Below are 23,662 nucleotides of genomic sequence, written 5' to 3'. Positions count from 1 at the left end.
TTTTTCTTTTTCATAAATATTTATGGGAATGGTTTATTCCCGTTCAAAGACGACTTTGCCGCCAAGAACTGTCATATCCACCTTCACCGTCTTGATCTCATCGGGATCAATGGAATAAATATCTTTCTCAAGAACTACAAGATCCGCGTTTTTCCCGGTTTCAATCGTTCCGTTCTCCTTCTCTGTATAGGAAGCGTAAGCTGCGTTTTTTGTAAAAAGCTTCACCGCCTCATCTACAGACATTTTTTCGGATGGGATCCAGCCTTCCTGTGGCTGACCGCTGATATTTTTGCGGGTGACTGCAAAATAAATATTCTCCATGGCATCAAAGCTTACCACAGGAGCATCCGAACCGCCGGACGTATGGATTCCCATATCCAGCATGCTCTTCCATGCATACACCTTATCCATACGGTGTGCGCCGATGGCAGGTTCCACTGTGTTCATATCCAGATCGATAAATACCGGCTGGATATATGCCAGAAGATCCTGGTCTTTCATCCCCTGCAAAATACGCGGATTGGTGATCTGGCAATGCACGATACCATGTCTGCCCTTTTTATTATCCTTCCGGTAAGGAGATTTCGCTGCTGCCTCAATGACCATATCCATGGCACGATCGCCGATACAGTGTACCGCTGCCTGCATCTGATGCTGGTCAAAAAAAGCAAACAGATCGTCAAGCTCCTCCTGACTGAATGTGATGATCCCGGTATTTCCCGGCGAATCCTCGTAAGGCTCATTCATGGCCGCTGTTCTTGCACCAAGGGAACCATCTTGGATCAGCTTCATTGGTCCGACAGTAAAGTGATACCCCCTCTGTCCGGTACGATATCCTTCCTCAATAAAAGCCTTCGCATCCTCCGCCCGCTCAAAAAGGCACTGCTCATAATGGCGGATACTCAGCTCTCCTCTGGCATCCAGTGCCTTATAGGAGGCCATGATCCGACGCCAGTTTTTCCCCGGAAGTGAAGCAAGATCATCGGACTGTACACCTGTAAATCCACATTCATTCAGCTTCTTCGCACTGTATTTGATGTAGTCTTCCACTTCTTCCTGGGATGGTGCTTCCAATACGGAAGAATAAAACTGTACTGCATTCTCCTTCAGAAGTCCGGTATCCAGGTCAACCTCCTTCTCAATCTCCGGGAACTCCGGGATTTTTTTCAGAAGCTCCAGACCGCAGCTGTTGCACACAGCCACATGCCCGCAGACACGCACCATAATGATGGGGATTTCCGTTGAGAGCGCATCCAGCTCATCCTTGTGCGGATAGCGTGGCTTATCAAAATGCTCCTCATTCCAGCCTCTGCAGTAGAGCCAGGTCAGCTTCTGACCTTTGCTCTCCTCCAGTCTTTTTTTTGCTGCGGCAAGCATTTCCTCAACACTTGTGCAGTCAAACAGTTTTACAGATCTTTCCACAAATGCATAATGCAGCATATGCATATGTGTATCCACAAAACCGGGCAGCATCAGCCTTCCCTTAAGGTCGATCCGCTTTTTGCAGGAAAAAGCTTCCGCTTCTTTATCAGTTCCCACAAAAACGATCCGGCCATTTTCGATTCCCACAGCCTCTGCCACTTTTTCACTGTCATCCAGTGTTCTTATACATCCGTTAAAAAAAATTGTATCCACTGTTTATTTTTCCTCTTTTTCTTTTTTATCCTCGTAGAAAAGTGCCATATCCTTGTCTACCTTTCCGATTCCCATGTAACGCGCCTTGTAATCCTTCAGCAGTTTAAAGAAAGTACCACTTAAGATAAACAATGTGGCAACATTTACAAATGTAGGGAATACGGTTGTAAAGTCTGCAATTACCCACAGCTGCGCCGGTGTTCCGTTTCCGTAAAGAGTAAGCACTGTGACCAGAAGACCCCATAATGGTGTTCCAAGGATAAAAACCTTCTCTGCAATCTTCAGAACCTTCTGATTATTTTTCAGCCAGTGCTTCAGGATCACGCTGTAGTAGGTGAACCATCCGGTTGATGTTGTTAATCCAAAAAGAAAAATACTGATCGCGATCAGTGCTCTCGCAATGGAGCCCATTCCAGACTCAAATGCTGTCAGTGTCAGCTCTGATCCCTGAAGTCCTGAATTCCAGTAGCCGGTGATGATAACAACAAGACCTGTCATGGAGCAGACTACGATGGTGTCTGCAAATACCTCAAATGCTCCCATCAGTCCCTGTTTTACAGGATGGTCTGTCTTTGCGGAAGCATGGATCATAGGAGATGTTCCCCAGCCTGCCTCGTTGCTGTATACGGAACGGGCAAAGCCAAGACGCATTGCTGTTGCAACACCGGCTCCCATAAATCCGCCGACTGCCGCCTGTGTTGTAAATGCACCCTTGAAGATCAGTCCAAAGGTTTCCGGCAGCTTGTCAAAATTCACTACCAGTATTGCGAGAGAGCCTACAATGTAAAGCATACACATGATCGGTGTCATATAGGAAGAGATCACGCCGACTTTCTTTACACCGCCGATGATGATCAGATAGATCGCTGCCACATACAAAAGTGACGGTACGATGTACGGCAGGTGGAAGGTACTTCCGACAGCCTCTGATACTGTATAATTCTGCAAAGTAATGAACCATGTCATGAAAATACAGCCGCCGAACAGTACTGCAAAAAGTTTCCAGAAGGGAAGCTTTTTCTCTCCGCCAAGCCCCTTCTGCATGTAGTAGGTCGGGCCTCCCTGGTACTCACCGTTTGGCTGTTTCTCTCTGTAGTATACAGCAAGTGTTACCTCTGCCATCTTGATGACCATGGCAAGAAGCGCTGCGATCCAGAGCCAGAATAATGCCCCAGGTCCTCCTGTTGCAATAGCCGTTGCAACACCGGACATATTGGATACACCAACAGTACCTCCGATCGCAATGGAAATAGCCTGGAACGGTGTCAGGCTCTTTCCGTCATCTCCGCCTTCCTGGCGACGTTCTTTACTGAACATGTTTTTCACAATGTAACCAAAATGGCGAAACTGGAAGAAACCGGAACGTACTGTCAGATATACGCCTGTAGCGAGGATCGTGATCAGCAACGGCAGTCCCCAGAGCCAGTTGGTCAGATTTTCAAATAATTCAAACATCTTTTCCTCTCCTGTCCTTCTTATTTTTTGTCTTTTGCATCCACTCGGAAAATCTGTGTATAGAATATAAAAAATCCCCGGAACATGAAGGCAGATACGGATACCCGGTGTTCCCGACATACAGCTCTTCTGCCATATATCTGCGAGCCCCGTTTCTATCCTCTTTATCCTTCATGCTCTGGGGATCTTACATTTCAGCCCACGAATCTTCCAAACGATGACAGTATATCACAGTTCCGGAGGAATTTCTACTTTTTCTGTTTGAATTTTGTATTTTTATTCATTTTTCGTGAATATTACTATTTTACCGTATGGATTCCGGATACTCCACCCCTTCCGGCATGGAATCCCATTCGTTAAGGCCAAGGCTCTGCTTGAATTTCGCCTGTTCAAGCGTAAGCGTCGGGAGATCATCCTGCAGATAATCCATCAGCTCGCTGATGCCTTCCCTTGTCTTGTTATTTACCATAAAGATCCTCTCACAGCCCATGTTCTCCATCCACTGTCTGACCATGGGAATGTTGGCATGGGGAGAATCCACCTTGGTGATGATCCCGATCAGCGGCCGTAGTAGAAAATTCCTGCTGCCGTCACTAAACAGGTTAAAGGGCTCATTGGCTGCCTGTACAATGGCGATCACATCCGCCTCAAAGGAAAAGCAGGCCAGTCCTACGCTGAAATGCTTGGATTCCGCATATTCTCCCGGTGAATCAATAGTATCTTCATTTGTATTGGTATACTGAGTCTTATGATAATGAAGCTCTTCCCCTTTAAGCGCCTGTGTCAGGGATGTTTTGCCGGCTTCACTTCGACCCATCAGAAAAATTTTTTTCATTTTTTATCCCGTCCTGCCTCAGCTTCTGTGGATCTTACAGACATCGAATTTCAATGTCTCATGGAAAAATCGTACCACTTCCTCCACGGCTGTCATCACTTCCGTAAAACCGCCTGTCAGGATCAGCGTCCCGCAGAAACGATCCATAAATCCTACTTCCACATGAGCTGCCTTCACTGCAACATCTGCCGCAACCACGATTGCCTCCCAGGGTGTGACACGGACCATGCCGATGGCATCTCCTCTGTGATCTTCACCTTCATGAACACCGATATGTAACGCAAGATTCTCATATATCGATCTGTCATTTGGTGTAAAAACATGTGCAAAGGAAAGCTCCTTTCCAGGTACTCTCACCCGGGTCAGCCGAAGTCTTCTTCCCTTAAGGTTCTCATAATCATCATGAAACAGCCTCTCCAGCAGTTCTTCCTTTGTTATCCGTTCTTCCATGGTACACTTCCTTATCTCTTGGTGATATTGCATACTACATATCCCAGAGTATCACGGAAATAATCCACGATCTCCTCCATTGCAGTCTGCACATCGGAAATCTCTCCTGTTATGATCAGTGTTCCTGTAAAACGGTCTGCAAATCCAAGATACACATTACCGCTCTTCACAGCAATATCGGATGCGATCACAGCAGACTCGGAAGGTGTCATGTTCATGATACCAATTGCAGATGATCCATAGTCCACCTGCGGATTCAGTCCAAGCTTCTGATATATGATAGGTGCCGGACCACCCATGATATGGGCAAATGTGATCTCCTTACCGGCTACGGTTTCCTGTACGATTCTGATCTGATCTCTATGTTCATCCGCCATTGATGATTCCTCGCTTTCAAAAATTTCGTATTACAGCATTTTTTTAATTACTGCTATATTCTTCCCGATCGATCTATAGCACTCTCAGAAATTACTGCATCAAGTTCAGCTGTGCAAAACATAATTTGATGCGTCAGATGTTCTCGACGTACGTAATATTCGATAAGCCGGACTCTGTTCATCCGGCTTATAATTTCCCTACGTTAAATTTTACTATCTGAGCCTCTTAATGTCAATACAATTCTTCGAAAATAAGGCAAAAAACAACGTTAATCGAAATATAAATCCACAGAAAACAACATCTATTTCCACATCAGGATAAAAATCATTCAAAAATCTGCTCAGAACTCAAACACCTTCTTAATACTGTCATAATGTAGGAATTTTCCCTCTGCGGCAAACGCCCGGATCTGCTCCAGGGTTGCAAACATATATCCGTCTGTCTCTTCTGTCTGAAGCTTCAGATCCTTATCCTCCACATCCATGACAAAACGGTACACATCCACAAAGTAATTATCTCCTTCCCCCGGGTTCTCTCTTTTATATGTAAAAAGGTATCCGCCCTCTGCCTCACTGGCGTCCAGTCCGGTCTCCTCTTTCACCTCACGGAGTACTGCATCACGGGAAGCCTCTCCTGCCTGGGCTGCACCGCCGGAAACCTCCCACCAGCCCGGAGCCCAGGCCTTTGTCATCACACGTTTAGTAATAAGAAAGGTCTTGTCCGGTCTTGCTACCACGCCCAAAACTGTCAGATGATACTCTCCATCCTTTAAACACCAGTCATTGCGCTTCATAGTTCGTCCTGTCGGTTTCTTATCTGCATCGTAAATATCCCAGAATTCCATTTTATCTATCTCCTGTCTTTTTACAGAACGCGGAAATACAGTCTTACATTTGATCCGTTTCAGCCTGCCCGTTTCTCCGTTTTCTGTATCTTTTTTATTTGTTATGATAACACGTTAAAATCATATATGTAAACCCCTGGATCCGATACCATTTTCCAGTTAGCGTTACCGTTCTACATCTGTTTTTTTCACATTATAAACATGCAAGTACCTGCAGCCTGAAAGATGATACACAAAAATCTATAGATTATTTTTATTATATCGCTCGTATTATGAATTAGTTTTATAGATTATTTTGTTATATAATTAACACAAACAAACGATTCTATTTAAAATAACCAGGGAGGTTTTTTTCAGATGAAGAATGATTATCCGCATATTTTTTCCCCATTAACCGTTAAAAATATGACTATCAAGAACCGTATTGTTATGATGCCGATGGGCACCAACTACGGTGAACAGAACGGCGAAATGAGTTTTCTTCATATCAATTATTATGAGCAGCGTGCGAAGGGTGGCACAGGTCTCATCATCGTAGAGAACGCAAGCATCGATTCCCCGCAAGGCTCCAACGGAACCACACAGCTGCGCATCGACCATGACAACTATCTGCCACGTCTTTTCAAATTCTGTGAAAATATTCATAGATACGGAACAAAGATCGCGATCCAGATCAACCATGCCGGAGCTTCCGCTGTTTCTTCCAGGATCAACATGCAGCCGGTTTCCGCATCTGACGTTCCATCCAAAGAAGGCGGCGAGATCCCGCGACCTCTTTCCAAAGACGAGATCCTTCACATCGTAAAAAAATACGGTGAGGCTGCAAAACGTGCACAGACAGCTGGCTTTGACGCGGTAGAGATCCATGCAGGACACTCCTATCTGATCAGTCAGTTCCTCTCCCCGATCACAAACAAGCGTACCGACGAGTTCGGCGGATCTGTTGAGAACCGTACCCGTTTCTGCCGTATGGTCATCGATGAGGTAAGGAAACAGGTAGGACCTTTCTTCCCGATCATGCTCCGTCTCAGTGCGGATGAGCTGATGGAAGGCGGAAATACACTGGAGGATACTCTGGAATACCTGGATTATCTTCAGGAAGAGGTTGATATCTTTGATGTTTCCTGCGGACTTAACGGTTCCATCCAGTACCAGATCGATGCAAATTATCTCCCGGACGGATGGCGTTCCTACATGGCAAAGGCCGTAAGAGAAAAATTCAACAAGCCATGTATCTCCATGGGTAATGTCCGTGACCCGAAGGTTGCTGAGCGTATCCTGGCTGACGGTGATGCAGACTTGATCGGTATGGGCCGTGGTCTGATCGCAGACCCTGCATGGGTAAACAAGGTTGCCACAGGTCATGAGTGTGACCTCCGCAAATGTATCTCCTGTAACGTTGGCTGTGCCGGAAACCGTATCGGTGTAAACCGTCCGATCCGCTGTACTGTAAACCCATCTGTTCTTGAGGGCGATGTATATAAGAAAAAACATGTAAATAAAAACTGCAACGTAGTCGTTATCGGCGGCGGCACTGCCGGACTGGAAGCTGCCTGTACAGCCGCAGAGGTTGGATGCAATACCTTCCTTCTGGAAAAAGGCAATGAGCTTGGCGGACTTGCATCTCTGATCTCAAAGATCCCTGCAAAGAACCGTCTTGCTGATTTCCCGCACTATCTCATGCATCGTGCTGAACAGCTTGATAATCTTTACATCTTCAAAAACACAGAAGGAACACCGGAAAACATCCGCAAGTTCCATCCGAATATCATCGTAAGCTCCACCGGCTCCGCTCCGCTTCTGCCTCCGATCGCAGGACTGAAGGATCGTATTGACAACGAGAAACATAATATTTATTCTATTCTTGGTATGATCAGCCACATTAATGATTTTCCGAAGGATCTGGAAGGCAAAAAGGTTGTTGTTGTAGGCGGCGGTGCTGTAGGTCTTGATGTTGTGGAATTCTTTGCTGACAGAAACGCAGACATCTCTATCGTTGAGATGATGGATCAGATCGGACGTGATCTTGACCCGGTAAGCAAAAATGACACAAAGACCATGATGAAAAAACACAATGTACATCAGCTTACAAAAACTGCTCTCCTTGAGGTTAAGGATTCTTCCTTCCTTGTCAGGGGCGACGGTGAGCCTTATGAGTTTCCATTTGAGTACGGCTTCGTATGTCTCGGAATGAGAGCTCAGGGACAGCTTTACCAGAACCTCACAGAGGAATTTTCTTCTGAGGATGTTGAGATCATGAACATCGGCGACAGCCAGAGAGCAAGACGAATCATTGACGGTACCCAGGAAGGACGCAATATCCTTACCATTCTTGAGCAGAAGGGATACCTTTAATATTTTTCCGCTATACCCTTTCCGGGAATATTTCAATCCTTCTACCGGAAAGTGTATATAGATCTGTTACAGTTCACTCGGTGATCCGTAACATAGTTTTTCCACGTCTTCCTCCCCCGCAGCCGTCCGGAGAATGTCCGCAACTTCTTCAGATCTATGTGGCGGGAGGTTTAAAAAAGACAAATCTTCATCCAGATTTTACCAATGAGAGGAGTTATTACCATGTCAGAAAGAATCACAGGACATACCGAACTGATTGGTCTTATGGCATATCCGATCCGCCACTCCAGCTCTCCTGCCATGCAGAATGAAGCTTTTGCAAAGCTTGGCTATGATTATGCATATCTTGCATTTGAGATTGGTGCAGACGAGATCGAGGATGCTGTAAAGGCCATCCGTACTCTGAAAATGAGAGGTTCCAACGTTTCCATGCCGAACAAAACTCTGGTAGGCCAGTACCTTGACGAGCTTTCACCGGCAGCAGAAATGTGCGGCGCTGTAAACACCATCGTTAATGATCATGGTCATCTTACAGGCCATATCACAGACGGTATCGGATTTATGGCAGCACTGAAAGACAATAACATCAACGCCATCGGAAAGAAAATGACCATCGTAGGTGCAGGTGGTGCCGCAACTGCTATCGAGATCCAGGCAGCACTTGACGGTGTAGGCGAGATCGTGATCTTCAACCGCAAAGATGAATTCTGGGACCGTGCAGTATCTACGGTAGAAAAGATCAACACCAGAACTTCAAGCCATGCTGTTCTCTATGATCTGGCAGATCTTGACCAGCTGAAAACAGAAATGGCTGACAGTTATATTTTCGTAAATGCGACAGGTGTTGGAATGAAACCACTGGAAGGTCAGTCCGTTGTTCCGGACAAGTCTTACTTCCGCCCGGAGCTTATCGTTGTTGACGTGCCTTACTCCCCTCTTAAAACTGCTATGCGTTCTATGGCAAAGGAAGTTGGCTGCAAGACAATGAACGGCCTTGGCATGATGCTTTTCCAAGGCTCCGCTGCATTTGAACTGTGGACCGGCGAACCGATGCCGATCGAACATATGAAAGAGATTCTTAACATCAGATACGACGACTAAACTGCTATCTGTTCCTGTCGTATCAGAAAGGACCATTATGAAAACAGTTCAGGTAAGAAATATCACACTCGGAGAGGGAAGACCGAAGATCTGTGTCCCGATCGTGGGACAGACAAAGGATGATATCCTCCTTGAGGCAGGGACCTTCGCAAGGATACCCGTAGACGTTGTGGAATGGCGTGTTGACTGGTTTGAGGACGTTTTTGACACAGACAAGGTTCTGGATGTGGCAAAAGATCTCCAGACCGTTTTAAAGGACACTCCGATCCTCTTCACCTTCCGTACGGCAAAGGAAGGCGGAGAAAAAGCAATCTCCAATAAAGATTACAAAGCTCTTAACATGGCCGTTGCAAAGAGCGGCTATGTAGATCTCATTGATGTAGAAGCCTTCACAGGTGAGGAGATCGTAAAAAGCATGATCCAGGAAGCACACAGCTATGGCGTAAAGGTCATCGCTTCCAACCATGATTTTGACGCAACTCCTGCGAAGGATGAGATCGTGCGCCGTCTCTGCATGATGCAGGACTATGGCGCAGATATCCCCAAAATGGCTGTTATGCCAAGAAACAAACAGGACGTGCTTACACTCTTAAGTGCCACTCTGGAAATGTCCGAGCAGTTCGCCGACCGCCCGATCATTACCATGTCCATGGCAGGTACCGGTGTTGTCAGCCGTCTTACAGGCGAGACTTTTGGTTCCGCCCTTACCTTCGGTGCAGCTACAAAAGCTTCCGCACCGGGACAGATCAATGTCAACGAGCTTGAACAGGTTCTTGACATTATCCACAAAAGCCTGTGATCCTGTGACCTCCCATAAAAAGGATCTACAGTAGATTTTTGTAACAGAACGCGAATTATAAACCAATTTTTAAACCCAATTGATGTAACAAATTTTTGCAATTTTAATCCCATAATAGCAAATCTATTAAAATAATAATTAAAAACAACAAATCTCATGACAAAAAAAGAAGTGTGCTGACCCATCCAGCACACTTCTTCTTTTTCTGTTTTTTATATCTTTGTTATTCCTCTGATCAATTTTTATCCTCGATGGCATTCTCCTCTTTCTTTCTGGGATCCCAGTTTGAAAGGAAGATATTCAGACCGAAGCCTACAGCCAGGGCCCATGCGGATGCCCATGCAGTTCCCTGGGTTGCAAGCACAGCTGCCATAACACCTGCGATCATCTTGTCACGGTCTGTTCTGCAGTAATCCATACCGATCCTTGCACAGACAAAGGCCTGGAACATCAGAGTAATGGAGGAACCGACTCCGAAGATCGGACGGAAGAAGCTTACAACCGGAATGATCAGCACACTTAAAAACGTTGCAATACGGAAGGATGCCATACCGCCGATCAGAGACTTCATAGCTTTCTTTCCCTCCTTGTAACGGATGGAAACAGATACTGTCATTCCAACCCATAACGGACCGGAAAGCGGCGGAAACGGCGCAATGACGGAAAGGATCAGGTTCCTGATGCCGCTGACCAGGTTGGAACGGCTGGAATTGAAATCAATATACTCATCGTTTCTGGACTGACGTGCCTCTGTAACCAGTGTCTCTGTGGTAACAAAATCACCAAATGCGATAACATAGCATACAAGTGCCAGAGGAAGCGCTTTGACAAACATGGAGACCGGCGGGATTCCCACACCAAAGATACTTACCTGTGAGATGATCTCTTTGAACTGCGGGATCTTGATAAAGGTTCCCAGCTCCAAACCAGGCGCATCCAGTTCTCCTACAAGAAGACCTACCACCATGGCGATCAGATACGGGAAAAGGTTTCCATACCTGGCAACAAGATCCAGGAATTTGTTGTTCTTTCTCTTCTCCTGATATTTATCTGAAAAGCTGATCAGGATCAGAAGGCCTACACCGGCAACGATCGCCAGCGGATACTTATGCATGTTGCCGCCCTCTCCCAGCTGTCCTGCCATAACCGTCACCGGCGCAGCAAGAAGGATACCACCCTTAACAGAATTTGGTACTGCATGGACAAATTTATCCGCAAGCTTGGTGATGCCCATAAATATGAACACGAGACCAACCAGCATCTGCAGGGCGATCATTGCCTGGATACGTTCTTTTCCCATAGGGAAGCCTTCCAGGAATACGATCGTCAACGGAAGGGTCGGTGTGATCCATCCCGGTACAACCGGATCACCAAGTAAGCTGTGTAGCATATACAGCATGGTCTCTATGATCACACAGCTCCATGCCAGCTCATAAGGCAATCCCAGATATTGTTCCAGATAAGGAACCGCCGCCAGTGCCGTAACCCCGAGGATCAGGCCCTGGATAAACTCTACGGACTCAATTTTATAGTGAATAAACGGAAAACGAATCTGAAATGGCCCAAACGGAATGTAGGGCAGTTCGTTTTCTCTTCGCTGTCTTGCTGCACGTGCCATAACGATTCTCCTTTATCGTTTTTTTGATAATACATATATAGTATCTTTTATTTTGTAAGTTTGTTAATTAACAAACATTTTCAGAAACGGTAAAGTCCAATCCGGGAATTGTTCCCGAATTGGAACTTTGTTTTGCACAGATTCAGTCATCTTTGTCTGTATCCATACAATGATTCACTTTTTTTACTGTAGTCAAACGGATATTCACCCCAAGGGATTTCCTTGATTCAGTCAAGCCTCTTTTCCACGGTTCATCTTAACGAACAGTGCAAGAAGGATTCCTATGAATGTCACTGCCATATTGAGAAGCAGGATCATTCTCGGAGCACTGGTTCCGGCAGTCTTTGTAATGTAGCCGGCCAGTGTCAGAATGGTGTAGTTCGCAACGCTGGATGCGATCATGACCATGGATGTTGCAGTTCCCTTGTTTTCCGGGAAGAACTCCGCAGTTGTGGAAACAGCCAGCTGAAGCACACCGCCTGCGCCTGCAAAACCGATCACAAATCCACCGATAAGACAGATTGTCGGATTCTGGATAAAGTAGCAAAGTCCCAGCATGATGAAAGAGATCAGCGGATAAATGATCAGGATATTGATCTCCTTCAGTCCTTTTTTGATAAATACAGAGGAACACAGGATCGCTGCAAAGGTTCCTACTGCATAAAAGGACTGGATCTTGGAAGGATCACTTAAGTTATAAAGCTTTCCGAGCTCCTGGTTACAGTTCAGCCACAGCATGAATGTAGAAGAGCTTGTAAATCCGATGAGGATTGCTGCAAGAGCTGCAGGAGTGATCTTTAATTTTGCTTTTTCTTTCTTTACTGTACCTGCTGTATTTCTCTCCGGGAATGGCAGGAACAGGATCAGGATTCCATCGATAAAGATCGCAGCACCTGCAACAATAAAAATGGTTCTGTAGGACATATTCGCCGCTGCTACAAATCCGATGAGGAAAGGAAGCAGAAACTGGCTGATACACATGGAGAATTTTGTAAACAGGTTCGCTACAGAAGGATTGTTTACATAAATCTCCATACATGTCGGGCTTACGCAGGTGTCCAGGAAGGAGTTTGCGATACCGCCTACAATGGCAAAGGCGTAGGCAACTCCCATAGACGGAGCAAATGCGATTCCCATAAAGTATGCTGCATAACAGATCACGCCGATGATTCCGCTTAATCTGCGTCCGAATTTGTCGGACAGGGGACCGGAAAATGGAAGAGAGATCAGTCTTCCAAGTCCCAATGCAGCGATTACAGATACTACCATGCTGACATCCATAGTTCCGTCACTTAAGGCCTTGGCTCCCCAGTGAGCTGCAAACTCCGGTTTGTACTGACCCATGATGGAAGCACCGATTCCGTGAATGAAATATGTAAAGTACAGCGCAATAGAAGTAATTACTAAATTTTTCTTACCTGTCTGGCTCATTTTTCTTATTTCCCTTCGTTCTCAGCCTGGAATTTCTGGTATTCAGCTGTCGGCATCTCAAGACCTGTATAAAGCTTGTAAGATGCTGCACCCTGCCACAGAAGCATTCCTTTTCCGCCTACTGCAAGTTTTACGCCTGCCTCTTTTGCCTCTTTTACCATTCTTGTCTCTGCCGGATTGTATACGCAGTCAGCAACAACAAGATCTTTATGGAACATGGATTTGTCAACAAGAGTAAGGTCGTCATGTGGTTTCATACCTGCAAGTGTTCCGTTTGCAAGGATATCAGCGTTTGCGATCTCTTCTCTCAGTTTGTCCTGATCGTCAAGGCAGTATACATTTACTTTGCAGTCCGGTACTTCTTTTGCAAGTTTCTCAGCTGTTCCTTTTGCTCTTTCAAGGAATGGATCATTAGGGTTGAAGATTGCGATGGAAGCAGCTCCGTCAAGGGCACACTGTACAGTAAGAGCTGTTGCAGCTCCGCCTGCTCCCAGAACTACCATCTTTTTGCCTTTTACATCAACGCCATGCTCTTTTAAGTTGCGGACAAAACCGATACCGTCTGTGATATGTCCTACAAGCTTTCCATCCTCGTTAACGATGGTATTTACAGCACCGATGATCTTTGCTGCCGGTGAAAGCTCGTCTACACACTGGGCAACTTTGTTCTTGCAAGGCATGGTTACGTTGCATCCTCTCATCTTGAACAGACGCATTGCATCAAGAGCTGCCGGAACCTGGTCCTCTTTGATATCGAATGCCATGTAAGCATAGTCCAGGTTATGGTACTGGAAGCTGAAGTTGTACATAGCCGGGGATCCGGAATGTCCCACAGGGCTTCCGATCAGTGCAAGTAAACCAGTTGTTCCTTTAATTCTCTGTTCCATTTCTTTTTACCTCCTGCATTTTCCCCTGGCAGACAGCGGATATATCTTCTCTGGTGTCTGCCGGGGCATCTTTTTAATTTTTATACCGTCCGGTTTATTGGATAGATTGGCAGATCAGATCCTGGAAGCTACCTCGTAAGCCTCTTTTGTTGCATCCAGTGCACGTCTTGCACGGATAGCATCTCCGATCACATGTGTCTCAGGCACAAGATCTTTGATCTTCTCTTCCAGAGGATTGTAGTTGCGGAATCCCATGGAAAGGATCACAGAATCATATCCTCTTGACTCGTGACGTACTCCGTCAGCGGTCTCATATTCTACACCGTCTTCATAGAATTTGCATACCTTTGCTCCGGTGATCTCCTTGATTCCGTAGTCCTCGAAATCCTTCATCAGATATACTCTGTGCTCGTGGATCACGTCTGCACCTACAGTATCACGGAACTCGATAACCGTTACATCATGCTCCTGCTCACCTAAGAATGCAGCTGTCTCGCATCCAACCATTCCACCGCCGACAACGAGAACCTTTTTGCCTGCTGCTCTCTTGCCATCCAGAAGGTCAGAGCCGTGGATGATAGCCGGATTGTCGATTCCCTCGATCGGAAGGATCAAAGTCTTGGAACCGGTTGCGATGATCACTCTGTCCGGCTTCTCTTCTTTGATAAGCTCCGGAGTTACCTCACAGTTCATCACGATCTTAACGCCATCCTTCTGACAGCGATGGATGTAGCTGCGGATCATGTTCGTGATGTCACCTTTTCCTGGCGGATATGCGGCAAGTCTCATGTTTCCGCCGAGAATATCCCCTGCCTCATAAAGTGTTACCTCATGGCCTCTCTCCTTTGCGATAAATGCGGCAGAAAGTCCTGCAACACCACCACCGATAACCATAACCTTCTTCGGCTCCTCAGCTTTCTCAAGCGGCTCTGCCTCATGACCCAGGAACGGGTTTGTCAGACAGCATACCGGATTTCCTGCATACATGTTTGCAACGCAGCCCTGAAGACAGGCAATACAAGGAGTCATATCCTCAAGACGCTCTTCCTGTGCCTTCTTCGGCATAGCCGGATCTGCAAGGCTCTGACGCCCGAATGCCACAAGGTCAGCTCTTCCTTCTTTTACCATCAGCTCTGCGAACTGTGGCTCTGTATAACGTCCAACTGTGATCACCGGGATATTTACCGCACGTTTGATCTCTTCAACCTCTGCTGCGGAAAATCCACCGTGGATAACGGTCGGTGCCCACATAAACTCATCCTTGATATGAACAGCACGGGATACATGAAGTCCGTCCAGTCCACAGCTTTCCAGATATGCTGCGATCGCTGCACTGTCGTGGACATCAAGTCCGCCCGGAACCTCGTCTGCACAGTTGATTCTTGCAAGAACTGCAATTTTTCCCTGTGTTGCTTTTTTAACTTCCTCAATGATCAGACGGGAGAAACGCATACGGTTTTCAAAACATCCGCCAAACTCATCCACTCTTTTGTTTGTTCTCGGAGAAAGGAAGGTACTTACCAGATAACCGTGTGCCATATGGATCTCAACAGCATCCGCTCCTGCTTCCATTGCTCTTCTTGCTGCCTCACCGTAGCCTTTGATCAGCTCGTAAACTTCCTCAGTTGTAAGCTGCTTCGGAATATCACGTCCGCATACAGACGGAATGCTGGTTGCTGCTGTGATCGGTGCTCCTGCGTTCTTTGCATTTCCCTCAGGACCTGCGTTCTGAAGCTGGATGGACACCTTTGCTCCTTCTGCATGACATCCGTCGATGACCTTGCGGAAGCTTTCGATAGTGGAGTCATCATAAAGACATGGTTTACGCGGGCCGCCCTTTGCGCCCTTGTGAACTACAGTAGCCTCGATGGTGATCAGGCCAAATCCGCCTTTTGCTCTTTCTCTGTAATATGCAGCGGACTGCTCACTCATTGTTCCGTCTGTGTTTGCAAAGTTGTTTCCCATTGGCGGAACAACAAAACGGTTCTTTACTGTCATAGGACCGATCTCGATCGGCTGAAACATCGCATTGAATTTCATATGCGTTCTCCTTTCCTTTGAAACAATCTTTTTTCTCTCACGGGAACGCCCTGTCACCGGTATGACGTCGGAAACAGGGACCCGTCTGAAATATCAGTTTCTTATATTAATTACAGTACTTCCGGCCAAGCCTCTTCCAGTACCTTCTTTGTGTTCTCATATGTATGTTTTGCAGCATACTCGATACCTTTTTCAAGGTTTGCATCGCTGATAACCTCTACGCCGATGGCATTTGGCTTAATGCCTTTTTCTTTGATCATTTTTACGAACGGCACAGTTGTTCCGATTCCTGTTCCAGGAGCAAGACGGTCATGCATGGACTCATCTCTTAAGATCGTTGTTGCATATGGTCTTTCCCATACATCGTTGATCTGGATGGATACGATCTTGTCTGCCGGGATTCCCTCAAGTACGGAAAGCTCAATCGGCTGGTTTGCTCTTACCCAGTGCCATGTATCAAGGATCAGTTTTGCATTCTCGCAGTCAGCAGCTTTTACAACAGCCCAGCCCTTTTTCACATCCGGGATTCCGCTGTATGGCATTGGCTCAACACCGATGATGTATTTGCCTGCTCTGTGGCAAAGCTCACGAAGCTTCTGCGCTGTGTACTCTACGGAATAGTTCTCCATCAGTCCGCAGTTGATCTGTTTTACGTTAAATAATTCACACATATGGAAGCAAAGCTGTTCTTTGTATTTCTGCTCATAGGAACGATGCTCCTCTGCCCACTGCACGATGTACTCAACCTCTGTTACCTTCATGTCATATTTATCCAGGATTGCCAGGATATCCTCGTCGAAAAGTCCCTCATTCAGGGCATCTACGTAGGTTTCTGCTCTCAGACCGATTCCCTCATAGCCAGCCTCTTTGGCAGCTTTTACACGGTCCTCAAATTTACACTGATCTCCAAGTGTCCAGGAACTGATTGTGATTGGAAATTCTTTTGACATGATAATTCCTCCTGAAAATATAAATAATTTTATTTGTTTTTTTTTAATTATTTTGTATCTTTTTTCTATAAGCATTATATAACTTTGTTAAATACAAAACAAATTGATTGTACCAGGAGAATTCATAGATTTTATCAATATATCATGTTATACTATATAAAACATATTCAGCCGTATTGCCGCCGTCACAGCATACGGCCCGGCAAATCTCTTATGTCTGTCAGACTTACCGGGGATCTGTCCGAAGCAAAACATTCAGATAAACTTACGAAAGGAGTATTGAAAAATGAATCTGTATCATCTTCGCTATTTCGTGACACTGGCTCATCTGGAACATTATACAAAAGCTGCGGATGTTCTGGCCATCACACAGCCCAGCCTAAGTCACGCGATCTCTTCTCTGGAGGAAGAGCTTGGAGTGAAATTATTTGAAAAAAACGGACGGAATGTTTCTCTCACCAAATATGGCAAGTCTTTTCTGGAGGATGTGGAACAAACCCTGAACCGGCTGGATTCCTCTGTAAACGGTCTCCAGCTTGCAGGAAAGGGAGAAGGACAGATCGATGTGGCTTTTCTCAGAACTCTGGGTGTTGACTTTATGCCAAAGATCATCCGCAGCTTTCTTAATGCCAATAAGGGAAAACAGATTCATTTCAATCTGTTCTGTGATAAGGTGCTTACCGGCGATATCCTCACCGGACTGAAAGAGAAGAAATACGATATCGGCTTCTGTTCCAAATTTGACGACGAACCACTGATCGAATTTATTCCGGTTGCCAAGCAGGATCTGGTCGTCATCGTTCCGCCGGAACATCCTCTTGCTGAGAAATCCGAGATCCATCTGGAGGAAACGCTTCCATACAAGCAGATCATCTTCAAGAAGAGAAGCGGTCTCCGCCAGATCATTGACCAGTTATTTAAGAGCATTGGTCAGTACCCGGATGTGGCTTTTGAGATCGATGAGGATCAGGTTGCCGCAGGGTTTGTTGCCAATGATTTCGGCATCTGCATTGCACCGGATATCCCGATCCTGCACTCTCTGAACCTTAAGATCCTGCCCCTTGTCTCTCCAAGCTGGCAGCGGAATTTCTACATGGCCATGCTGAAGGATGTATACCATCCGCCGGTCGTGGAAGCCTTTAAGAAATTTGTGATCGAGGAAACCTCGAGGGAGATTTTTTATAAGACCAATTAAACGATCTGTTCATCTGCAAATATATGGTCCGGATCTTTTATATCATAAAGGACAGCTGTCCGATCTCCGTTCTGTTTCTGTACGGTTTATCGGACAGCTGTCCCTTTTATATGTAAAACTATTCTGTTTTATGATCAGCAGTTATTTATTTGCCTCTGCCTCACGAAGTCTGTGGATCAGCTCCTCGCAGATCTCAAGCTCACTCTTTCCGTCTGTCTCAACAACTATATCTGCTGCTGCCTCATATTTCGCGCGACGTTTTTCCAACAGATCAGCGATAAATGAAACATTTTTGTTGTTCTCAAGTAAAGGACGGTCATGATTATCCTTTACACGTTCCAGAATAGTTTCCGGCTTTGCAGTCAGAAGTACAACACGGCCATTTTTTTTCATCTCGGTAACATTGCGCTCCCGCATCGGAACACCACCGCCACAGGATACTACAACATTCGATCTGGACTGCATCTCGATCAGAAGATTTGTCTCGAGCTCACGGAAATACTCTTCACCGTAAGTCTCAAAGATATCGGAAATGCTCATTCCCTGTCTCTCCACGATACACTGATCCATCTCCACAACATCCATGGCAAGAACATTCTTCAGATAATCGGAGATCGTAGATTTACCAGCTCCCATAAATCCGATCAGGAAGATATTATAATTGAAAAGATTTCTGGACTGGATCCTTTTACTGTTCTGTGTGATGCTTGCAAAAACATCATTGACCTCTTTCTTATGACGTCTGCCTTCCATTCTGGCTTCCAGCCATCCTTTCTGCTTCGCCTCCTGTTCCGGCTGAAGTACCGGAAGATCGTTAGCTTCCTTGTATACCATGATGTCCTCTACGATCCTGTTTCTCATAAGGAGTGCGTCCAGGATGATCTCATCGCACTGTCCAAGGCTTTCTCTTAATACTTCTAACTGGTTCATAATATCTCCTTTACTTCGTTCATTTTATTACGGATTTCCGTCATCACTTTATCACTTTAAATCAAGTATCTGTCCTTATTATACCAACTGGTCATTTTTATCTCAACCCAAATTTTCATTGAATTTACGCATGTGATCTATAGATTATTTTTATAATTTTTAGGCACGGCAAAGATATCTGACGCAGGACTTCACGCTATGATGGACTGGATTGTTTGCAGTAATTTATGGAATTGCTATAGTATTCACGCCAGGATCTGTGTCAAAAAAATCTCCGCCCTATTATAGAAGCAGAGATTTTTTACAGAAATTATATCACCAAGATTCTACTGTATCACTTCATAGATCCGGTAATGCTTATATATATAATCCCGGAACTGCTCCACAAGCGCACTTGGATACCGGTTTTTCATCATTCCCATATATATATATCGGCGATAGTGAAGATTCTCGATATTTAAGATTTTCACAGGAAGTGTATGGATCACCGGTACATCCGGCACAATGCCTACCCCAAATTCCTCCGCCACCATACCTGCCAGTGCACCATCCTCTTCTACCTCAAAGGCCGTCTCCGGTGAAAGTCCTTCCTTTTCGAAAAGCTCCCGGATCACAAAATACAGTCCGCTTGCAGGGGTAAAGGTCACCTGCGGATACTGTCCCAGCTCTTTTATGGTCACTGAATTTCGGTCTGCAAGAGCATGGTTCTCAGGCACTACAGCCACCAGCTTTTCTTCTGACACCGGCACAAAGCTGATTTCCTTCTCTCCCTCTGCCCGGGAACAGAAGATCACGTCGAATTTCTCTTCCTTCAGACCCCGGATCAGACTTCCGGTAGCTGCATTCTGAAAACGGAAATCAATCTTCTTCCCCTCCTGTTCATTAAGGAACCCCCGGACAAGCTCCGGGATAAATCTGCGTCCCTGGGTATGGATATATCCGATGGAAATACTTCCTCCCGGAATCCTTGCCGCTTCCTGTATCCTCTCCACACCAAGATTCAGGATATGTAAGGAGTCCTGCACATATTTCAGAAACATTTCCCCGTATTTGGTCATGGTCACATTTCTTCCGTGACGCTCAAAAAGTGGAACCTGCAGTTCCTTTTCAAGGTTGGAGATCGCATGGCTCAGGCTTGGCTGGGTTATATCCAGCCTCTTGGCTGCTCTGGTATAATTTTCGATCTGGGCAAGAGTCACAAAATATGTGAGCTGATTTAAGTTCATATGTCAAAAAATCCTTTCTTTCCTCCGCGCGAGAGACCTTCAGGCAGGTAAGCTCAGACACCTCGCTGCCTGGTCTGTTTCACACTCCAAGGCTCAGGAGTTCTTTTCCCGCCGCAAGTCTCTCATAAAACTGCTCATAAAAATCTCGCTTCTCATCATAAGGCTTCCTGTAAAACTGGTTTACCACATACATGTTCAGGTTTCGGATCAGATCACTGTCCTCGCTCTCATAGAGAACCGCCTGGACATCCAGAAGAAAATAATGCCAGTCACAGACAAATTTTTCGTAATTTCGAAAATCCGGAGTATCTACCCATTTCCGGACCTTGATCTTACTGCGGCTGGTCTTTTTGCACTCGTGGATCTGAAGAATGTATTTAAAACTCCCGTCCTCATAGTATCTTCCCAGCGGGAACAAACGGCAGAAGCCCGGACGGAAGCTGTGGATGGAGCATCTTCCGTTGCCATTCAGAAATACGCATCGTTCCTCTGCCCCTGTCATCCTAAGATGCGGCAGAATATTTCCGTCTGTGACGCCAAGCTCTATTTTTCCGGCAAGCAGCTGGTCCACACTTAAGTGAAGTCCCTGACTTAACCGCCATACATCCAGCGGATCCAGTACAACAGAATCTCCCATTCCCGTACAGCAGTCAAAACAGCCCTTACAGTCCTGACAGTCTGCCTTTACCATGTCATTTGCCTCGTATAAACGACCGTCGGAAATTTCCTCCAGTGTAACCTCCCGCCGCATTAGACAAGTGCCTCCAGTCCTGTAACTCCCCAGTCCTCAGCCAGGCTTTTCAACCCGTCCAGAATCTCCTCCCTGGAATAATCGTGATCATCCAGGTAATCTACGTCCATATCATTGAGATGCAGATAAAAGGTAAGGGCAAGCTCCAGATAATCCGGATCATCTTCCTCCATGTTCATAAGAAGCTCATTTTCCGCTCCGTTGATGTCACCCTCATCAGCAAGTCCGATAACCTTCTTAAAAAGCTGGTCTGCCTCTGTATAATCTGCCTCTGCTGCAGGAAGTGTATACTGCGGCATATCTCCCTTAAGAAGAAGTCTTGTGATCAGTCTTGCGATATCCTGAATATTTCCTGACATTCTGTCATCCTGTAATCCCAAATCGTTTTCCTCTCTTTCTGCTGTCCTGTTCTGCCAGACACATTTCTCCGACCGACGTATCTGCATCCGGTCCTCCGCTCATCCGAACCCCGGATATCTGGACAGGCAATTTATTTAATCCAGTTTAATTCCTGACAACGCCTGCGCAAATGCATTGTTCACCGGCTCATTGGCCTCTTTCTGCTGTTTCTTAAGATAACGCTGCACATCACGCTTATTCACACCTGCACCCTCTTTGGCTCGTCTTGCCTGGAAGGATGAAAGCTTTTCTTTATAGCCGCACTGACATACAAAGGTCTCTTCTTTTCCCTTCAGAAGCATCTCCATACGCTTATGGCATTTCGGACAGCGCGCATTGGTGGTCCTGGATACTGTCTCTCTGTATCCGCATTCCCGGTCCTCGCACACCAGCATTTTGGCATTCTTTCCGTTGACTGCCAGAAGATGTTTGCCGCAGTTAGGGCACTTCTTGTTTGTCATATTGTCATGGCGGAAGGTTCCCTGTCCGCCTTTGATCTCATCTACGATCTCACAGGCATATTTACGAATCCCTGTGAGGAATTTATCCTGACGGAGCTTTCCGTTTGCAATATCACTGAGCTTCATCTCCCAGTCTGCGGTAAGCTCCGGCTTTTTCAGTTCTTCCGGAACCAGCTCCAGAAGCTGTTTCGCCTTGGAGGTAATGTAGATCTCATTGCCTCTTTTTTCCATCATAAAGCTGTTGAAAAGCTTCTCGATGATGTCCGCTCTTGTGGCTACCGTTCCAAGTCCACCGGTCTCACCAAGGGTTTTTGCCGCTTTTTTGTCGTGGCTTTCCATAAAATGAACCGGATTTTCCATGGCACCAAGAAGTGTGGCCTCTGTAAATCTGGCCGGTGGTTTTGTTTTGCCTGCTGTAAGAGCTGATCCTTCCACAGTAAGTATCTGACCTTCCGTAAGCTCCGGAAGCTTCTGGTCTTTCAGCTTATCACCGGATTCCTCTTCATCCTCATCCTGCCAGCCGCCTTCATAGACTTCTCTCCATCCGGCACTTTTTACAATACGTCCGCTTGCAGCGAAAGTTTCTCCTGCTGCAGTTCCTTCCATGCTTACCAGCTCATATACAGCCGGCGGATACAGCACGCTCAGGAAACGGCGTACTACCATATCGTAAATCTTTCGTTCCTCGTTGGTCATATGATCCAGCTGTACAAACTGTTCTGTAGGAATGATGGCATGATGGTCACTGACTTTTTTGTCATCCACAAAGCCAGCACTGGTCTGGATTGGTTTATTGGCCAGTACACCGGCAAGTTTCCGATAAGGACCTGTCCCGCATGCCTGAAGACGCTCTTTAATGGTAGGAACTACATCTTTTCCTATATATCTGGAATCCGTTCTTGGGTAGGTAAGGACCTTGTGATTCTCGTAGAGCCTCTGCATGATATTCAGAGTTTCCTTTGCAGAAAAGCCGTATTTCTGATTGGCTTCTCTCTGAAGAGTGGTCAGGTCATAAAGCCCCGGCGCATAGGTCTTCTTCGGCTTTCTGGAAACCTTTGTTATGGTAAGGCTGCTTTTTCCTGCCTTTGTCTGGATCTCCTGGGCACGCTCCTTCTTAAAGGTGCGGAGGCTTCCGCTTTTTCCGTCACGCCAGGTCCAGCGTACATTTCCCGCCTGCAGAGTGATCCCGTAATAATCCTCCGGCTTAAATTCCCGGATCTCCTGCTCTCTTCTTGCGATCATGGCAAGGGTGGGGGTCTGCACACGTCCGCAGGAAAGCTGGGCATTATATTTACAGGTCAGTGCTCTGGTCCCGTTCATTCCCACCAGCCAGTCCGCCTCCGCCCTGGCCTGTGCCGCACGGTAAAGATCATCATAATCATGGCCGTTTTTAAGGTGGGCAAAGCCGTCACGGATCGCTTTGTCCGTTACGGACGAGATCCACAGACGCTTAATAGGCTTATGGCAGTCTGCCTTTGCAAGGATCCACCTTGCTACCAGTTCTCCCTCACGTCCGGCATCTGTGGCAATGATGATCTCCCCAATATCTTTCCTGTAAAGCTGGGTTTTCACCGCATTGTACTGCCTGGAGGTCTGGCGTATCACCACCAGTTTCATTTTCTCCGGCATCATGGGGAGCGTAGAAAGCTCCCATTTGGTATATTTTTTATCGTATTCTTCCGGATCTGCCAGTGTTACCAGATGTCCCAGGGCCCAGGTCACTACATAGTCTTTTCCTTCCAGGGTTCCGTTCCCCTTCTGACTGCAGTGGAGGACTCTGGCAATGTCTCTGGCAACGGATGGCTTCTCCGCAATTACTAATGATTTCATATTTTTTTCTTTCACCTCTTACTCTTTGGAGCCTGTTTTTCAGAGCTCCGGGGTTCAACTATTATAGCATGAAAAAAGCACTTCGTCCAGAA

21 protein-coding genes are annotated in these 23,662 nt (G+C 46.2%); 4 read left to right on the top strand and 17 right to left on the bottom strand.

Annotated elements, in window-relative coordinates; translation table 11 throughout:
* Positions 1-33 precede the first annotated feature (33 nt).
* From LKD46_RS01405 to LKD46_RS01375, 7 genes are all read right to left on the bottom strand, one after another.
* Positions 34-1,635, bottom strand: coding sequence for an amidohydrolase (locus tag LKD46_RS01405; protein WP_110102509.1), 1,602 nt, complete (start codon positions 1,633-1,635; stop codon positions 34-36).
* 3 nt (positions 1,636-1,638) lie between these two features.
* Positions 1,639-3,090, bottom strand: coding sequence for an alanine/glycine:cation symporter family protein (locus LKD46_RS01400; protein WP_021652308.1), 1,452 nt, complete (start codon positions 3,088-3,090; stop codon positions 1,639-1,641).
* Positions 3,083-3,265, bottom strand: coding sequence for a hypothetical protein (locus tag LKD46_RS01395; protein ID WP_015527038.1), 183 nt, complete (start codon positions 3,263-3,265; stop codon positions 3,083-3,085). Before LKD46_RS01395 ends, LKD46_RS01400 begins: the two co-directional genes overlap by 8 nt.
* Positions 3,266-3,394: 129 nt before the next feature.
* Entirely contained in the window at positions 3,395-3,925 is a 531-nt protein-coding gene (locus LKD46_RS01390; protein ID WP_022426452.1) for a EutP/PduV family microcompartment system protein, read from the bottom strand.
* An 18-nt stretch (positions 3,926-3,943) separates the two neighbouring features.
* Positions 3,944-4,375, bottom strand: a complete 432-nt coding sequence (locus LKD46_RS01385; RefSeq protein ID WP_044961969.1) for a BMC domain-containing protein — start codon at positions 4,373-4,375, stop codon at positions 3,944-3,946.
* A gap of 11 nt (positions 4,376-4,386) precedes the next feature.
* On the bottom strand, positions 4,387-4,752 hold the full coding sequence (locus LKD46_RS01380) for a BMC domain-containing protein (RefSeq protein WP_015527035.1): 366 nt from the start codon (positions 4,750-4,752) through the stop codon (positions 4,387-4,389).
* Positions 4,753-5,093: 341 nt separating this feature from the next.
* Positions 5,094-5,597, bottom strand: coding sequence for an NUDIX hydrolase (locus LKD46_RS01375; RefSeq protein WP_092069605.1), 504 nt, complete (start codon positions 5,595-5,597; stop codon positions 5,094-5,096).
* 357 nt (positions 5,598-5,954) lie between these two features.
* Here LKD46_RS01375 and LKD46_RS01370 point away from each other — a divergent pair, with 357 nt between their 5' ends.
* The 3 genes from LKD46_RS01370 (at position 5,955) to aroD (ending at position 9,852) form a co-directional block, all read left to right on the top strand.
* A complete protein-coding gene (locus LKD46_RS01370; RefSeq protein WP_227573682.1) occupies positions 5,955-7,952 on the top strand; it encodes an oxidoreductase in 1,998 nt (665 codons plus the stop codon).
* Positions 7,953-8,174: 222 nt separating this feature from the next.
* Positions 8,175-9,053: a shikimate dehydrogenase gene (locus tag LKD46_RS01365; protein WP_110102511.1), complete on the top strand. Its 879-nt coding sequence runs from the start codon at positions 8,175-8,177 to the stop codon at positions 9,051-9,053.
* A 37-nt stretch (positions 9,054-9,090) separates the two neighbouring features.
* Complete coding sequence (aroD, locus tag LKD46_RS01360; RefSeq protein ID WP_110102512.1) at positions 9,091-9,852, top strand: type I 3-dehydroquinate dehydratase; 762 nt, start codon at positions 9,091-9,093, stop codon at positions 9,850-9,852.
* A 235-nt stretch (positions 9,853-10,087) separates the two neighbouring features.
* On the opposite strand, the gene LKD46_RS01355 is transcribed toward aroD, so the two are convergent.
* The 5 genes from LKD46_RS01355 to LKD46_RS01335 all read right to left on the bottom strand — a co-directional run bounded on the left by LKD46_RS01355 (position 10,088) and on the right by LKD46_RS01335 (position 16,778).
* Complete coding sequence (locus tag LKD46_RS01355) at positions 10,088-11,470, bottom strand: hypothetical protein (protein WP_110102513.1); 1,383 nt, start codon at positions 11,468-11,470, stop codon at positions 10,088-10,090.
* Between the two features lie 231 nt (positions 11,471-11,701).
* Positions 11,702-12,901 (bottom strand): MFS transporter, encoded by a 1,200-nt coding sequence (locus LKD46_RS01350; protein WP_227573681.1) that lies wholly within the window; start codon positions 12,899-12,901, stop codon positions 11,702-11,704.
* 5 nt (positions 12,902-12,906) lie between these two features.
* Positions 12,907-13,788: a shikimate dehydrogenase gene (gene aroE / locus LKD46_RS01345; protein ID WP_118513068.1), complete on the bottom strand. Its 882-nt coding sequence runs from the start codon at positions 13,786-13,788 to the stop codon at positions 12,907-12,909.
* Positions 13,789-13,902: 114 nt separating this feature from the next.
* Positions 13,903-15,828 (bottom strand): FAD-dependent oxidoreductase, encoded by a 1,926-nt coding sequence (locus LKD46_RS01340; RefSeq protein WP_227573680.1) that lies wholly within the window; start codon positions 15,826-15,828, stop codon positions 13,903-13,905.
* A 110-nt stretch (positions 15,829-15,938) separates the two neighbouring features.
* Positions 15,939-16,778, bottom strand: a complete 840-nt coding sequence (locus LKD46_RS01335) for a sugar phosphate isomerase/epimerase family protein (protein ID WP_118513066.1) — start codon at positions 16,776-16,778, stop codon at positions 15,939-15,941.
* A gap of 286 nt (positions 16,779-17,064) precedes the next feature.
* Between LKD46_RS01335 and LKD46_RS01330 the strand changes: the two genes are divergently transcribed.
* Positions 17,065-17,973, top strand: a complete 909-nt coding sequence (locus LKD46_RS01330; RefSeq protein WP_021652297.1) for a LysR family transcriptional regulator — start codon at positions 17,065-17,067, stop codon at positions 17,971-17,973.
* 141 nt (positions 17,974-18,114) lie between these two features.
* On the opposite strand, the gene LKD46_RS01325 is transcribed toward LKD46_RS01330, so the two are convergent.
* From LKD46_RS01325 to LKD46_RS01305, 5 genes are all read right to left on the bottom strand, one after another.
* A complete protein-coding gene (locus LKD46_RS01325) occupies positions 18,115-18,903 on the bottom strand; it encodes a shikimate kinase (protein WP_021652296.1) in 789 nt (262 codons plus the stop codon).
* 326 nt (positions 18,904-19,229) lie between these two features.
* Complete coding sequence (locus tag LKD46_RS01320) at positions 19,230-20,129, bottom strand: LysR family transcriptional regulator (RefSeq protein ID WP_110102514.1); 900 nt, start codon at positions 20,127-20,129, stop codon at positions 19,230-19,232.
* 79 nt (positions 20,130-20,208) lie between these two features.
* A complete protein-coding gene (locus tag LKD46_RS01315) occupies positions 20,209-20,880 on the bottom strand; it encodes a YkgJ family cysteine cluster protein (RefSeq protein ID WP_110102515.1) in 672 nt (223 codons plus the stop codon).
* Complete coding sequence (locus LKD46_RS01310; protein ID WP_022426444.1) at positions 20,880-21,260, bottom strand: DUF6483 family protein; 381 nt, start codon at positions 21,258-21,260, stop codon at positions 20,880-20,882. Before LKD46_RS01310 ends, LKD46_RS01315 begins: the two co-directional genes overlap by 1 nt.
* 114 nt (positions 21,261-21,374) lie before the next feature.
* Entirely contained in the window at positions 21,375-23,570 is a 2,196-nt protein-coding gene (locus LKD46_RS01305; RefSeq protein WP_110102540.1) for a DNA topoisomerase III, read from the bottom strand.
* Between the last annotated feature and the right edge of the window lie 92 nt (positions 23,571-23,662).

The organism is Blautia fusiformis, from assembly GCF_020686995.1.
Lineage (GTDB): Bacteria > Bacillota > Clostridia > Lachnospirales > Lachnospiraceae > Blautia_A > Blautia_A fusiformis.
This window is presented reverse-complemented; position numbering and strand designations above follow the sequence as displayed.

Bases quoted from the DNA above. Each gene is read 5' to 3' on its own strand.
- LKD46_RS01365 (WP_110102511.1), top strand. From the start codon at position 8,175: ATGTCAGAAAGAATCACAGGACATACCGAACTGATTGGTCTTATGGCA.
- LKD46_RS01330 (WP_021652297.1), top strand. From the start codon at position 17,065: ATGAATCTGTATCATCTTCGCTATTTCGTGACACTGGCTCATCTGGAA.
- LKD46_RS01375 (WP_092069605.1), bottom strand. From the start codon at position 5,597: ATGGAATTCTGGGATATTTACGATGCAGATAAGAAACCGACAGGACGA.
- LKD46_RS01370 (WP_227573682.1), top strand. From the start codon at position 5,955: ATGAAGAATGATTATCCGCATATTTTTTCCCCATTAACCGTTAAAAAT.
- LKD46_RS01395 (WP_015527038.1), bottom strand. From the start codon at position 3,265: ATGAAGGATAAAGAGGATAGAAACGGGGCTCGCAGATATATGGCAGAA.
- LKD46_RS01380 (WP_015527035.1), bottom strand. From the start codon at position 4,752: ATGGCGGATGAACATAGAGATCAGATCAGAATCGTACAGGAAACCGTA.
- LKD46_RS01350 (WP_227573681.1), bottom strand. From the start codon at position 12,901: ATGAGCCAGACAGGTAAGAAAAATTTAGTAATTACTTCTATTGCGCTG.
- LKD46_RS01385 (WP_044961969.1), bottom strand. From the start codon at position 4,375: ATGGAAGAACGGATAACAAAGGAAGAACTGCTGGAGAGGCTGTTTCAT.
- LKD46_RS01320 (WP_110102514.1), bottom strand. From the start codon at position 20,129: ATGAACTTAAATCAGCTCACATATTTTGTGACTCTTGCCCAGATCGAA.
- LKD46_RS01400 (WP_021652308.1), bottom strand. From the start codon at position 3,090: ATGTTTGAATTATTTGAAAATCTGACCAACTGGCTCTGGGGACTGCCG.
- LKD46_RS01335 (WP_118513066.1), bottom strand. From the start codon at position 16,778: ATGTCAAAAGAATTTCCAATCACAATCAGTTCCTGGACACTTGGAGAT.
- LKD46_RS01325 (WP_021652296.1), bottom strand. From the start codon at position 18,903: ATGAACCAGTTAGAAGTATTAAGAGAAAGCCTTGGACAGTGCGATGAG.
- LKD46_RS01315 (WP_110102515.1), bottom strand. From the start codon at position 20,880: ATGCGGCGGGAGGTTACACTGGAGGAAATTTCCGACGGTCGTTTATAC.
- LKD46_RS01355 (WP_110102513.1), bottom strand. From the start codon at position 11,470: ATGGCACGTGCAGCAAGACAGCGAAGAGAAAACGAACTGCCCTACATT.
- LKD46_RS01340 (WP_227573680.1), bottom strand. From the start codon at position 15,828: ATGAAATTCAATGCGATGTTTCAGCCGATCGAGATCGGTCCTATGACA.
- LKD46_RS01390 (WP_022426452.1), bottom strand. From the start codon at position 3,925: ATGAAAAAAATTTTTCTGATGGGTCGAAGTGAAGCCGGCAAAACATCC.
- aroD (WP_110102512.1), top strand. From the start codon at position 9,091: ATGAAAACAGTTCAGGTAAGAAATATCACACTCGGAGAGGGAAGACCG.
- LKD46_RS01305 (WP_110102540.1), bottom strand. From the start codon at position 23,570: ATGAAATCATTAGTAATTGCGGAGAAGCCATCCGTTGCCAGAGACATT.
- aroE (WP_118513068.1), bottom strand. From the start codon at position 13,788: ATGGAACAGAGAATTAAAGGAACAACTGGTTTACTTGCACTGATCGGA.